This window comes from Microbispora sp. NPDC049633 (genome assembly GCF_040675265.1).
Classification (GTDB): Bacteria; Actinomycetota; Actinomycetes; order Streptosporangiales; family Streptosporangiaceae; genus Microbispora; species Microbispora maris.
The window spans coordinates 1-12,630 of record NZ_JBFAOO010000207.1 but is presented as its reverse complement, the minus strand read 5'-3'; the positions used below and the strand labels follow the sequence as shown (position 1 = coordinate 12,630).

Genomic DNA, 12,630 nt, shown 5'->3' with positions numbered 1-12,630 from the left:
TGCCCCGCCCGATGCACCCGCCCCACCCGATCAGCAAGAGCACACGTGATCCGATCCCGCGCGAACAACAACTCCTCGGCCTCGGCCAGGCAGATATCCACATCATCCGGAACCGCCGCCAATGCCAACGCCTGCGCCGACTCACGAACAGCACCAACCAACACCCACGACGGGCGACGCCGGGCACCGTCCGACGCCTGATCACTGGCGTCACCGAGACCGCCGCAGGGGCCGTCAGATGGGTCGTCGCCGGGGGCGTCCGTGTCCTTGTCCGAGGTGGAGGTCCAGAGGGGAGAGCTGGCGGTCAGCCGGTCACGCCAATCCGATTCAGAGGCTTTCGAACCAGGAGGGTGTTCGGCATCAATCGCAGATGGTTTCACCGCGCCCCCCTCCGTACAATTCGAAAGTCTGTATGAATTCTCCCGCAGTCACGGACCGTCGAGCAAGCGGACGGCACGATTAGCTGGGGTTACAGGTGAGAGGGAAGAGCGAATTTCAGAGCCGGTCGGGGGACGCGGCGCAGCACCACGGCGCTGTCGCCGGCGCACCGGCCACCGCATGTCGAGAGCGGCTGTCCGCTTCGCGCAGGCGCGGACTCCGACAAGGGACTCTGGCAAGGGACTCTGGCAACGGACTCCGGCACAGACCGTGGCCGCGGGCGTGCGGATTGGCTCTGGGGGAGAGGATCAGCCCCAGTGGTCGCCCCAGCCCCACAGGTTGGGACCGATAGCGGCGGCCGGGTCGTCCTGGTCGACTCCGAACCGGCCGCGGAAGAACAGCATCGGGCGCTGCTCGGTGACGACGGGTTCGAGCTCGTGGACATGGCCGATGACGACGTCGTGGTCGCCGGTGACGTGCACGTCGCGCACCTCGCCGTGGACGCGCAGCAGCACTCCTCGCAGGGACGGGGTGCCCCATCGCGACAGGTCCCAGTCGAGCCCGGCGAACTTGGCGCCCTTGCTGGAGCCGAACCGGCCGCAGAGGTCGATCTGGTCCTCGCCGAGGACGTTCACACAGAAGCGACCCGACCTCCTGATCCGCGGCCAGGCGCGGCCCTTGTGGTCGGCGCAGAACAGGACCATCGGCGGTTCGAGGGAGACCGACGCGAACGACTGGCAGGCGAAGCCCACCGGTTCGCCGTCGTCGAGGCCCGTCACCACGGTCACGCCGCTCGCGAACATGCCCAGCGCACGCCGGAACTCGGCGGGCGTGGGCGGCGCCACCTCGGTGCTGAACTCGGGGCCGGCCGGTGCAGCGGTCATGGACTCACCTCGCGTGCGTGTCGGTGCCTCAGGTGACGAACTTACAAACCCCCTTATGGGTGGCTCGCAAGGGGATCCCGGTCAATGGAAGGCGCGTACGAGAGGGGCGTGGTCCGGGCAGGTCACCGGGCCTGCCCGTCCCGGTCTCGCTCATCGGGATGATCGCCCTGTTCGCGTCGTCTGTCCAGTTAGCGTCACGGGATCCGACACTGCGATTCGGGACGGACGATGACGGAGCTGACCTACGAGTCGACCATGCGGGAACTCGTGACCGACCAGGGCGTGCTGCGCTACCACGAGGCCGGACAGGGCCCGCCGCTGCTGCTCCTGCACGGTTCGGGGCCCGGGGTGACCGGATGGCGCAACTACCGCGGCAACCTGGCGACGTTCGCCGAGCACTTCCGCTGCCTGGTGCTGGAGTTTCCCGGATTCGGGGTCAGCGACCCGACCGGCCGGCACCCGATGACGGCCGCGAACGGCGCGGTGACCCGATTCCTGGACGGGCTCGGACTCCAGCAGGCCGACGTGATCGGCAACTCGATGGGCGGGATCGTGGGCACCCAGGTGGCGCTCGCCCACCCCGACCGGATCCGCCGCCTCGTGACCATCGGCGGCATCGGCCGCAACATCTTCAGCCCCTCGCCGGGCGAGGGCATCAAGCTCCTGATGGAGTTCACCGAGGAGCCGACCCGCGAGCGGCTCGTCCAGTGGCTGCACTCCATGGTGTTCGACCCGGCCCTCGTCACCGAGGAGCTCGTCGAGGAGCGCTGGGCCCTCGCCACCGAGCCGGAGACGCTGGCCGCCGCGCGCCGCATGTACGGCAAGGCCGCCTTCGCCGCCGGTCAGAAGGCCGCCGCGAAGTCGGACGTCCCGCCGTACTGGGCGATGTTGCACAAGCTGAAGGCCAGGACGCTCATCACGTGGGGCCGCGACGACCGGGTCAGCCCCGTCGACATGGCGCTCCTGCCGATGCGTACGGTCCCCGACGTCGAGGTGCACGTCTTCCCCAACTGCGGCCACTGGGTGATGATCGAGCAGAAAGCCGCCTGGGAGAGTGTCGTGCTGGCCTTCCTCACCCGGAAGGACGAGCGGTGACCACGTGGGATGAGGAGTTCGACCTCGTCATCGTCGGCAGCGGCGGCGGAGGCATGGCCGCCGCGCTGACCGCGCACGACAGCGGGCTGTCGTGCGTGGTGGTCGAGAAGGGCGGCAAGTTCGGCGGCAGCACCGGCATCTCCGGCGGCGGGATCTGGATCCCCAACAACCCGACCCTGCGGGCCGAGGGACACGACGACAGCCGCGAGTCGATCCGGCGCTACCTCGACCTGCTGACCGAGGGCCGCGTCCCGGCCGCCCGGCTCGACGCGTACGTCGACAACGGCCCGGCCGCGATGGAGCTGCTCGGGAAGAGCAGGTGGATGCGGTTCTTCTGGGTGAAGGGCTACGCCGACTACCACCCCGAGTACGAGGGCGGCCGGCCGCTCGGCCGCTCGATCGAGGCGCTGCCGTTCGACACCCGCAAGCTGGGCGAGGACGAGAAGTACCAGCGGCCGAACAACATGAAGGGCCCGCTCGGCCTGTGGATCACCGCCAAGGACTACCACGACCTGGCCATGGTCAAGCGCACCTGGCGCGGCCGCCGGGCCTCGGTCGTCGCGGCCTGGCGGGTGTCGTCCAACGTGATCCGCCGCCGGCACATGGCCACCGGCGGACGCGCGCTCGTCGCCCGGCTGCGCATGGCGCTCAAGGACGCCGGAATCCCGCTCTGGCTGAAGACGCCGATGACCGGCCTCGTCACCGACGCCAGCGGCGCGGTCACCGGCATCGTGGCCCGGCGCGAGGGCGAGGCGATCCGCGTCCGCGGCCGGTACGGCGTGCTGCTGGCGACCGGCGGCTTCGACCACAACACGCAGTTGCGGGAGAGGTACCTGCCCGAGGGCGCCCGGCCCGACTTCGGCATGGGCGCCAGGGAGAACACCGGCGACGGCATCCTCGCCGGCGAGCGCGTCGGCGCCGCACTCGACCTGATGGACGACGCCTGGTGGATGCCGGCCGTACGGCATCCGGCCGGGGCGACGATCCCGCTGGTGTCCGAGCGGTGCATCCCGCCGTCGGTCATCGTCTCGCGGGACGGCCGGCGGTTCACCAACGAGTCCGCGCCGTACGTGAACTTCGTGCACGACCAGCTGGCCGGCGGCCACCTCCCGGCCTGGTTCGTGATGGACGCCAAGGCCCGGGCGCGCTACCCCTTCGCGCAGATCCCGCCGGGCATGCCGATCCCGCGGGAGTTCTACGACCATGGCATCGCGGCCCGGGCGGACACCCTCACCGAGCTGGCGGGCGAGATCGGCGTCCCGGCGGGCGCGCTGACCGAGACCGTCGAGCGCTTCAACGGGTTCGCCCGGGTGGGCAAGGACGAGGACTTCGGCCGCGGCGACAGCGCCTACGACCGCTACTACGGCGACCCGACACTGAAGAACCCCAACCTCGACGTGATCGACAGGGCGCCCTACTACGCGTTCCGGATCGAGGTCGGCGACCTCGGCACCAAGGGCGGCCTGGTGTGCGACGAGCACAGCCGGGTGCTGCGGGCGGGCGGCGCCGCCATCGACGGCCTGTACGCGACCGGCAACACCTCGGCGTCGGTGATGGGCAACGAGTACGCCGGGCCGGGGGCCACGATCGGCCCGTCCATCGTCTTCGGCTACATCGCCGCGCGGTACGCCGCCCTGCGGGCACGCGCGACCAGCACGACCAGCACGACCATCACGACCGGCACGACCGGCACCACGAACACGGCGTGACGCGGTGGGGGAGATGACACAGGGGGGAGCGCTCAGGGTCCGGGTGGTCGAGGTGGTCAAGGAGACCGCCGACGCCCACTCGCTGGTCCTCGAGCCCGCGGAGGGGGACCCGTCCAAGTTCTCGTACAAGCCGGGGCAGTTCCTGACGATCCGGGTGCCGACCACCCGGCCGGAGGGCGCCGCCCGCTGCTACTCGCTGAGCAGTTCGCCGCTGTGCGACGACAAGCTCAAGGTGACGGTGAAGCGCACCCGGGGCGGCTACGGCTCGAACTGGATCTGCGACCACGTCACCGAGGGCGACGTGCTGGAGGTGCTGCGGCCGTCGGGGCTGTTCACCCCCGCGTCGCTGGACGAGGACCTGCTGCTGCTGGCGGGCGGCAGCGGCGTCACCCCGGTGATGTCGATCCTCAAGTCGTGCCTGCGCGCCGGGACCGGCTCGGTCGTGCTCGTGTACGCCAACCGCGACGAGAGCTCGGTGATCTTCCGCGACGAGCTGGTCGCGCTGGCCGCCGGGCACGGCGAGCGGCTGACGGTGATCCACTGGCTGGAGTCCGTGCAGGGCCTGCCCACCGCGGCGGGCCTGGCCGCCCTGACCCGGCCGTACGCCGGTCGGGAGGCGTTCGTCTGCGGGCCCGGGCCGTTCATGGACCTCGCCGTCGACGTGCTGACCCGGCACGGCGCGCCGCCCGGGCGTGTCCACGTGGAGAGGTTCGAGTCGCTGGCCGGCGACCCGTTCGCGGAGACCGAGGTGGTGCTCGACGCGGCGGGTCCCGTCAGCACCGTCGAGGTCGAGCTCGACGGCGAGACGAGGACCCTCACCTGGCCGCGCGGCCACAAGCTGCTCGACGTGCTGCTCCAGGCAGGCCTCGACGCGCCGTACTCCTGCCGGGAGGGCTCGTGCGGCGCGTGCGCGTGCGTGCTGCTGGAGGGCGAGGTCGAGCTGGAGCACAACACGGTGCTCGACCGGCAGGACCTCGCGGACGGCCTCATCCTGGGCTGCCGGGCGCTCCCGCTCAGCGACCGGCTCAAGGTCACCTACGACGCCTGACCGCACGGAGAGGCTTCGCTCCCACTCACCGGGAGACGCGCGGGCGCGGCGGCGGCCGTGACGCGACCCTTTGAGCATCAAGCAGGACACGAGGAGGACCCCGATGCTGGACGAGGCGCTGCGGGCGGAGGCGGCCGGGCGGCTGCGGGCGGCCGAGCGGGACCGCTCGCCGATCGAGCCGCTGACCGACGCCTATCCGGGCATCGACGTGGTGGACGCCTACGAGATCCAGCTCGCCAACATCCGGCGGCGGCTGGCGGCCGGGGCCCGGGTGTACGGGCACAAGGTGGGCCTGTCCTCCCCGGTCATGCAGCGGATGATGGGCGTGGACGAGCCCGACTACGGCCACCTGCTCGACGACATGGTGCTGGCGCAGGACGAGCCGATCGAGGCCGCGCGCTACTGCTACCCCCGGGTCGAGGTCGAGATCGGGTACGTGCTCGGGGCGAGCCTGCCCGGCGAGGGCTGCACCGAGGAGGACGTGCTCGCCGCGACCGAGTACGTCGTGCCGAGCATCGAGCTGATCGACAGCCGCATCACGGACTGGCGAATCCGCCTGGCCGACACGATCGCGGACAACGCGTCCTCGGCCGGGGTGCTCCTTGGCGACGCGCGGGTGAGCCCCGAGGAGATGGACCTGACCGACATCGAGGCAGTGCTCCACGACGGCGACGGCAACGAGATCACCCGGGGCAACACCAGCGCCGTGCTCGGGAACCCCACCACGGCCGTGGCCTGGCTGGCCAGGAAGGTCGCCTCGTTCGGGGTCAAGCTCGAGGCCGGGCACGTCGTCCTCCCCGGGTCCTGCACCAGGGCCGTCGACGTGCGTCCCGGCGACGTCTTCCGCGCCGAGTTCGCCGGGCTCGGCTCCGTCACCGCTCGCTTCGAATAATCCGGATAAGAGGACTTCCATGAGTAAGGCGACCGCCGCGATCGTCGGCTCGGGCAACATCGGGACCGACCTGATGTACAAGCTGCTGCGCTCGGCGCACATCGAGCCACGCTGGATGATCGGCGTGGACCCCGGCAGCCCGGGCCTCAAGCGGGCCGCCGACCATGGTCTGATCACCTCGGCCGACGGCGTGGACTGGCTCCTCGGCCGGGACGAGCGGCCCGACATCGTCTTCGAGGCGACCTCGGCGTACGTGCACAGGGAGAACGCGCCGAAGTACCGCGAGCTGGGCATCCGGGCCGTCGACCTGACCCCGGCCGCGATCGGCCCGGCGGTGGTGCCCGCGGTCAACCTCGGCGCCCATCTCGACGCCCCCAACGTCAGCCTGATCACCTGCGGCGGCCAGGCGACGATCCCGATCGTGCACGCGGTCTCGCGGGTCACCGAGGTGGCGTACGCGGAGATCGTGGCCAGCGTGGCCTCCCCGTCGGCCGGTCCCGGCACCCGCGCCAACATCGACGAGTTCACCAGGACGACCGCGCGCGGCATCGAGACGATCGGCGGCGCCGAGCGGGGCAAGGCCATCATCATCCTGAACCCGGCCGAGCCGCCGATGCTCATGCAGGACACGATCTTCTGCTCGATCCCCGTCGACGCCGACCGGGACGCGATCGCGGCCTCGATCAGGGAGGTCGCCGCCGGCGTCGCGTCGTACGTGCCCGGCTACCGGCTGCGGACCGAGCCCCAATTCCATGAGCCCCAATTCCATGAGCCCCAATTCCACGAGTCACAGTTCGACGACCCGACGGCGGTCAGCGGCGGGCTCGCTCGCGTCGCCGTGTTCGTCGAGGTCGAGGGCGCGGGCGACTTCCTGCCGCCCTACTCCGGCAACCTCGACATCATGACGGCCGCCGCCACCAGGGTCGGCGAGGGCTTCGCGCAGCGCATCCACTCGTAAGGAGACCGACCCATGCCCTACAGCGCCGACCTCGACATCAGGGTCACCGACTCGTGCCTGCGGGACGGCTCGCACGCCAAGCAGCACCGGTTCACCGTCGAGCACGTACGGTCCATCGTCGCCGCGCTGGACGACGCGGGCGTGCCGGTCATCGAGGTGACGCACGGCGACGGCCTCGGCGGCTCGTCGTTCAACTACGGGTTCAGCCACACGCCGGAGCAGGAGCTCATCAAGGTCGCGGTCGCCACGGCCAGGCGGGCGAAGATCGCGTTCCTGATGCTGCCCGGCGTCGGTCTCAAGGACGACATCCGCGAGGCCGCCGACAACGGCGCGAGCATCTGCAGGATCGCCACCCACTGCACCGAGGCCGACGTATCGGTCCAGCACTTCGGCCTGGCCAGGGAGCTCGGCCTGGAGACGGTCGGCTTCCTGATGATGTCGCACAGTCAGCCGCCGGAGGTCCTGGCCAGCCAGGCCAGGATCATGGCCGACGCCGGCTGCCAGTGCGTCTACGTCGTCGACTCGGCCGGGGCGCTGATCATGGAGCAGACGAGCGACCGCGTCGCCGCGCTCGTGGCCGAGCTGGGGGACGACGCCCAGGTGGGCTTCCACGGCCACGAGAACCTCGGGCTCGGGGTGGCCAACTCGATCCTCGCCGTACGGGCCGGGGCCAAGCAGATCGACGGCTCGGTGCGGCGGTTCGGCGCCGGGGCGGGCAACACGCCGCTGGAGGCCTTCGCCGCCGTTACCGACAAGCTCGGCATCCGCACGGGCATCGACACCCTCAAGATCATCGACGCCGCCGAGGACGTGGTCCGCCCGATCATGGACGGCGAGTGCCTGCTCGACCGGCTGACCCTGACCATGGGCTACGCCGGGGTCTACTCCAGCTTCCTCAAGCACGCCGACCGTCAGGCGAGGACGTACGGCGTGTCCGGCGCCGAGATCCTCATGGAGGCCGGGCGTCGCAAGCTGATCGGCGGTCAGGAAGACCAGCTCATCGAAATCGCAGTCGCCCTCGCGGCGAAGAAGTGAGAACAGCCATGGCCAACCCGGTACTCGAAGCGATCAGCCAGCGCGCCGAGGAGATCAGCGCCCTCGGCCCCTCCAACGAGACCCTGTGTCGGCTGGACGACCAGGCCGCCAAGGTGCTGCGCGAAGCGGGGGTCATCCGCATGCTCCAGCCGAAGATCCACGGCGGCTTCGAGTTCCACCCCCGCGACTACGCCGAGACGATCATGATGCTGGCGAGCCTCGACGGCTCGACCGGCTGGGTCGCGGGAGTCGTGGGCGTGCACCCGTGGGAGATGGCCTTCGCCGACCCGCGGGTCCAGCAGGAGATCTGGGGCGAGAACCAGGACACGTGGATCGCCTCACCGTACGCGCCGATGGGCATCGCCCGGCCCGTCGACGGCGGCTACGTCTTCAACGGTAGCTGGCAGTTCTCCTCGGGCACCGACCACTGCCACTGGATCTTCCTCGGCGGCCTGCTCGGCGACGCCGAGGGCAGGATGGCCCAGCCGCCGACCTCGCTGCACCTCATCCTGCCGCGGTCGGACTACGAGATCGTCGAGGACTCCTGGAACGTCGTCGGCCTGCGCGGCACCGGCAGCAAGGACATCATCGTCACGGACACGTTCGTCCCCGGCTACCGGACGATCCCGTACAACAAGGTCGTGGACGGCAGCCAGGCCAGGGAGGCCGGGCTGACCGACCCGCTCTACCACATGCCGTTCTCCGCGGTGTTCCCGCTCGGGATCACCGCCGCGGTCGTCGGCATCGCCGAGGGCGCGCTCACGCACCACATGGCGTACCAGCGGAGCCGCGTGCAGATCACCGGCACCAGGATCAAGGACGACCCGTACGTCCTGTACGCGATCAGCGAGGCGGCGGCCGAGATCGCGGCGGCGCGCTCGGCGCTGCTCGACAACGCCTCGCGGATGTACGACATCGTGGCCTCCGGCCGCGAGGTGACCTTCGACGAGCGGGCCGTGGGCCGCCGCACCCAGGTCCAGGCGGCCTGGCGCGCGGTGCGGGCGATGGACGAGATCGTGGCGCGGTCGGGCGGCAACGCGATGCGGGTGGACAACCCGATCCAGCGCTTCTGGCGGGACGCGCACGTCGGCCTGGCCCACGCGATCCACGTGCCCGGCTCGGTCTTCCACGTCGCCGCGCTGACGCAACTCGGCATCGAGCCGCCGCACGGCCCGATGCGCTCGATGATCTGAGGAGTGCCGCTTTCAGGACTGGGCGAACAGCTGGTCGTAGACCCCGGAGTGCCGGCGGCCGGCCATGAAGTCCAGGAACCGGCGGACGAACTCGCCCCGGGTCAGTCGCTCGCCGGCGTCGCCGTCGCCCGGGTCCTGATCGAAGGCGGTCCGGAAGAGAGCGCGGCACTCCCGGGCGTCGATGACCTGGTCGTCGTCCGTGTCCGTGACGTCGAACAGGACCTCGGCGATCCTGATGAGGGCGGAGCCGGCCATGGTGGCCGCCGCCGCGGCGTACTCGTCGCCGGTGATACGTCCGTCGCCGTCGGTGTCGAGCTCCTTCTGCAGTTCACGCCACCACGCGGCGAAGGCGGCGAACAGGCGGTCCTCGTCCTGGGTGTCCAGGTCCAGGCGGGTGGCGATCTCCCGCGCCATCGCCGCGAGGTCGGGCCAGCGGAGGTGGCCGTCGCCGGTCTGGTCGAGGACCTCGGAGAAGAACCGTGAGGCGGAGCGCACCGCCGAGTCGCCGGCGGCCGACGTCTCCCGACCGGGCGTGAGGAGGCGCAGGAGCGCCCCGGCTTTCGCCACGCCACGGCGTAGCCCCGCCAGCGCCTCGCCGCCCCGCTGCGGCGCGTAACCCGGGTCGAGCATGGTCATGACCGTGTCGAGCCGTGTCCACGACTCCGGCAGCAGTCGCGTCGCGAGACTCGTGGACAGGCAGGTGGCGTGCATCAGCGTGCGCGTGCCGGGGACCTCGGCGAGCCCCAGCCGTGCGCGGAGCGACTCGGGCAGCGTCGCCACGATGATCGCGCTGGCCGTCGGCCCGGCGATCGCCCTGCCCGCCGCCCACACGGCGGGCCGGTCGCGGAGCAGAGGGGGCGCGGGCACCTGCGCGAACAGGCGGTCGAGGACGACGTGGACCGCTTCGGTGTTCTCCAGCCGCTCCTCGACGACGGTCGAGTAGTAGCGCCAGAACTCCCGCACCGTGGGCGGAAGCTTGCCGCCGTAGGGGTCCATCAGTGCGAGGAACGCCTGGAACTCGGCGTACAGCCGGTCGAGGGCGGGGCCGTCGAGGGACTCGCCGCTCAGCCGGCCAATGGTGACCGCGGACTCGAACAGCGTCGCCACCACCCAGGCGCGTGCCTCGGGATCGGCGGCGTTGAACGGGCGGTTCTCGGCGTCGGTGCCGGTGATGCGCGCGTGCAGGCGGTTGAGCCGGGCCGCCTCCCGCTGGCGCACCCGGATGTCGGGGTCGACCATCCGCTGCGCGCTGAGCACGGTGTTGCGCAGGCGCCGCCACGGGTGCGCGACGAAGGTCGAGTTGGCGATCAGCGCGGCGCCGATCTGCGGGTGCGCGGCCTCCAGGACGATGGCCCGGGTCGCCACCAGCCCCCAGCGCGTCTGGCGGGTCAACCGGTGGAGCATCGACCCCGGGCCGAGCGGATCGGCGTCGGCTCCGGCGGGTGCGGCGTCGCTCATCGACATTCCTTTCCTGTCAGGGCCGGTTCCCGTACCCCGCCGAACCGGCGGTCGCGCCGCCGGTAGGTCTCCAGGCACTCCCAGAAGTGCCCGGCGCGGAAGTCCGGCCACAGCACCCGGGGGAAGACCCATTCGGCGTAGGCCACCTGCCACAGCATGAAGTTGGATATCCGCTGTTCTCCGGAGGTGCGGATGACCAGGTCCACCTCCGGCATGTCGGGGTGGGGCAGACGGCGGGCGAAGCTCTCCTCGGTGACCTGCTCGGGCGGCACCCCGTCGCGGATCAGCGATCGGGCGGCCTCGACGATGTCGCGGCGGCCGCCGTGGTCGAACGCCACCGTCAACGTCATCCGCCGGTTGTCGCGGGTCAGCGCCGTCAGATCGGCGATGTCACGGGCCAGCGCGGGCGGGATCCGCGGATCGGCGACGCCGAGGAACCGGCAGCGGATTCCGCGTGTGTGCAAAGACAGGGCGTGTTTGCGGATGGCGCGGCGAACCAGCCGGAGCAGGTCGTCGACCTCGGCGGCCGGGCGCCGCCAGTTCTCCGTGGAGAAGGCGTACAGGCTCAACCACCCGACGCCGGCGGTGTGGGCCGCCTCGATGACATCGATCACGGCGGCCTCCGCCGCCCGATGCCCCTCGATGCGGGACAGCGACCGCTGCGCGGCCCACCGGCCGTTCCCGTCCATTACGCACGCCACGTGATGAGGCACGCCTCTCACATCGCCCGCCTCGAGAAGGAGTACATGGTCACTTCCATCGTTCGCCGCCGTCCCCGGCCCTGGTTCGGGGGAGGGAGGAGAGTGATCTCTCCGGAGACGGACTCTTTCACAATCCGTGATGCGAGGAATACTAACCGTCAGTATCGGTGATCCTTACCTCGCCTGTCGCCGCAGGTAAAGACGTGTTTTGTCCCGTTTACACCAATCTGGTGGTGTGTGTACCTTTAGAGCACACGGTCTGGGGTAGCGACCCGCCTCCGGCGCCGCATCCCTTGCCGTGTCGTTGCCCGGTCCGCGCGGTCCCGTGACCGTGCGGCCGCCGAATCCGCGATCAGCGGAGCCGGGGACCCACTTCTCTTCGGGGTGAATCGGGAGCAGCCCCAGATGCGCCCGTAGGGCACTTCCTGCCCGAACCCGTCAGCTAACCCGGTAGGCGGCATGGAAGCAAGGAGTCTGCCCCGACATGTCCACCCATCGCCTCTCCCTCGGTCGCCGGCCCTCCGGCCGGCGCCTGCGCTCCGCCCTCGCGGCGGCGACCCTCGCGGTCTCGGCCGCCACGGCCGGCGTCACGGCGGCCGTCGCCCTGCCCGGCCCGGCCTACGCCAACCCGCACACGTACGGCCAGGACGTCTCCGGCTACGAGGCCGACCACGACTGGATGAACAGCCGCGCGCAGTTCGGCTTCATCAAGGCGACCGAGGGCACGTCCTGGGTCGACTCGTCCTTCCCCCGGCACTGGCGTGAGCTGGACAAGAAGGGCATCGTCCGCGGCGTCTACCACTACGGTCATCCCAAGAACGACCCCATCGCCGAGGCCGACCACTTCCTCGACGTGGTGAGCTCGCAGCCGGGCAAGCCCGGCGACATCCTGGTGCTCGACCTGGAGACCAGCGACGGCCAGTCGGTCGAGCACGTCAACGAGTGGGCCAAGGCCTGGCTGGAGTACGTGACGGCCAAGACCGGGACGAAGCCGATGTTCTACAGCGGCTGGAACTTCGCCGACAAGTACGGCCGCGGCCTCGGCGACTACCCGCTCTGGGTGGCCCACTACAGCAAGGCTCCGGGCGACATCACGCCGCCCGCCGACTGGAAGGCCTGGGCGATCCACCAGTACACCGACTCGCCCATCGACCAGAACGTCTCCGCGCTGACGCCCGCCCAGTTGCGCGCGCTCGGCCGCCAGTAGCCGCACGACCCAGCCGCACGGCCCCCGGGGCGGGACGCCCGCCCCGGGGGCCGTTCCGGCTCAGACCACCGC

The 12,630-nt window shown here is 70.8% G+C and carries 12 protein-coding genes and 1 riboswitch; of the genes, 8 read left to right on the top strand and 4 right to left on the bottom strand.

The annotated features are described in order from the left end of the window. Nucleotides 1-380 (bottom strand): hypothetical protein (locus AB0J39_RS33290; RefSeq protein WP_363472031.1); only part of this gene is annotated, 380 nt, incomplete at its 3' end. 306 nt (nt 381-686) lie between these two features. Further along, complete coding sequence (locus AB0J39_RS33285; protein WP_363472029.1) at nt 687-1,262, bottom strand: flavin reductase family protein; 576 nt, start codon at nt 1,260-1,262, stop codon at nt 687-689. Nucleotides 1,263-1,490: 228 nt separating this feature from the next. Between AB0J39_RS33285 and AB0J39_RS33280 the strand changes: the two genes are divergently transcribed. From AB0J39_RS33280 to AB0J39_RS33250, 7 genes are all read left to right on the top strand, one after another. Next, nucleotides 1,491-2,357 (top strand): alpha/beta fold hydrolase, encoded by an 867-nt coding sequence (locus AB0J39_RS33280; RefSeq protein ID WP_363472027.1) that lies wholly within the window; start codon nt 1,491-1,493, stop codon nt 2,355-2,357. Further along, nucleotides 2,354-4,066: an FAD-binding protein gene (locus AB0J39_RS33275; protein WP_363472025.1), complete on the top strand. Its 1,713-nt coding sequence runs from the start codon at nt 2,354-2,356 to the stop codon at nt 4,064-4,066. Before AB0J39_RS33280 ends, AB0J39_RS33275 begins: the two co-directional genes overlap by 4 nt. 13 nt (nt 4,067-4,079) lie before the next feature. Next, complete coding sequence (locus AB0J39_RS33270; RefSeq protein ID WP_363472023.1) at nt 4,080-5,114, top strand: ferredoxin--NADP reductase; 1,035 nt, start codon at nt 4,080-4,082, stop codon at nt 5,112-5,114. A 103-nt stretch (nt 5,115-5,217) separates the two neighbouring features. Next, nucleotides 5,218-6,006 (top strand): 2-keto-4-pentenoate hydratase, encoded by a 789-nt coding sequence (locus AB0J39_RS33265; RefSeq protein WP_363472021.1) that lies wholly within the window; start codon nt 5,218-5,220, stop codon nt 6,004-6,006. A gap of 19 nt (nt 6,007-6,025) precedes the next feature. Further along, nucleotides 6,026-6,964: an acetaldehyde dehydrogenase (acetylating) gene (locus AB0J39_RS33260; RefSeq protein WP_363472019.1), complete on the top strand. Its 939-nt coding sequence runs from the start codon at nt 6,026-6,028 to the stop codon at nt 6,962-6,964. A gap of 12 nt (nt 6,965-6,976) precedes the next feature. Next, on the top strand, nt 6,977-7,999 hold the full coding sequence (gene dmpG, locus AB0J39_RS33255) for a 4-hydroxy-2-oxovalerate aldolase (protein WP_363472017.1): 1,023 nt from the start codon (nt 6,977-6,979) through the stop codon (nt 7,997-7,999). An 8-nt stretch (nt 8,000-8,007) separates the two neighbouring features. Next, a complete protein-coding gene (locus AB0J39_RS33250) occupies nt 8,008-9,192 on the top strand; it encodes an acyl-CoA dehydrogenase family protein (RefSeq protein ID WP_363472016.1) in 1,185 nt (394 codons plus the stop codon). A 12-nt stretch (nt 9,193-9,204) separates the two neighbouring features. On the opposite strand, the gene AB0J39_RS33245 is transcribed toward AB0J39_RS33250, so the two are convergent. Then, a complete protein-coding gene (locus AB0J39_RS33245) occupies nt 9,205-10,650 on the bottom strand; it encodes an oxygenase MpaB family protein (RefSeq protein ID WP_363472014.1) in 1,446 nt (481 codons plus the stop codon). Continuing rightward, nucleotides 10,647-11,351: a polyprenyl diphosphate synthase gene (uppS, locus tag AB0J39_RS33240; protein ID WP_363472032.1), complete on the bottom strand. Its 705-nt coding sequence runs from the start codon at nt 11,349-11,351 to the stop codon at nt 10,647-10,649. The genes AB0J39_RS33245 and uppS overlap by 4 nt, the downstream gene beginning before the upstream one ends. 328 nt (nt 11,352-11,679) lie before the next feature. Further along, nucleotides 11,680-11,823: riboswitch (cyclic di-AMP (ydaO/yuaA leader) on the top strand. A gap of 12 nt (nt 11,824-11,835) precedes the next feature. Between uppS and AB0J39_RS33235 the strand changes: the two genes are divergently transcribed. Further along, nucleotides 11,836-12,558 (top strand): GH25 family lysozyme, encoded by a 723-nt coding sequence (locus AB0J39_RS33235; RefSeq protein WP_363472012.1) that lies wholly within the window; start codon nt 11,836-11,838, stop codon nt 12,556-12,558. Nucleotides 12,559-12,630 lie beyond the last annotated feature (72 nt).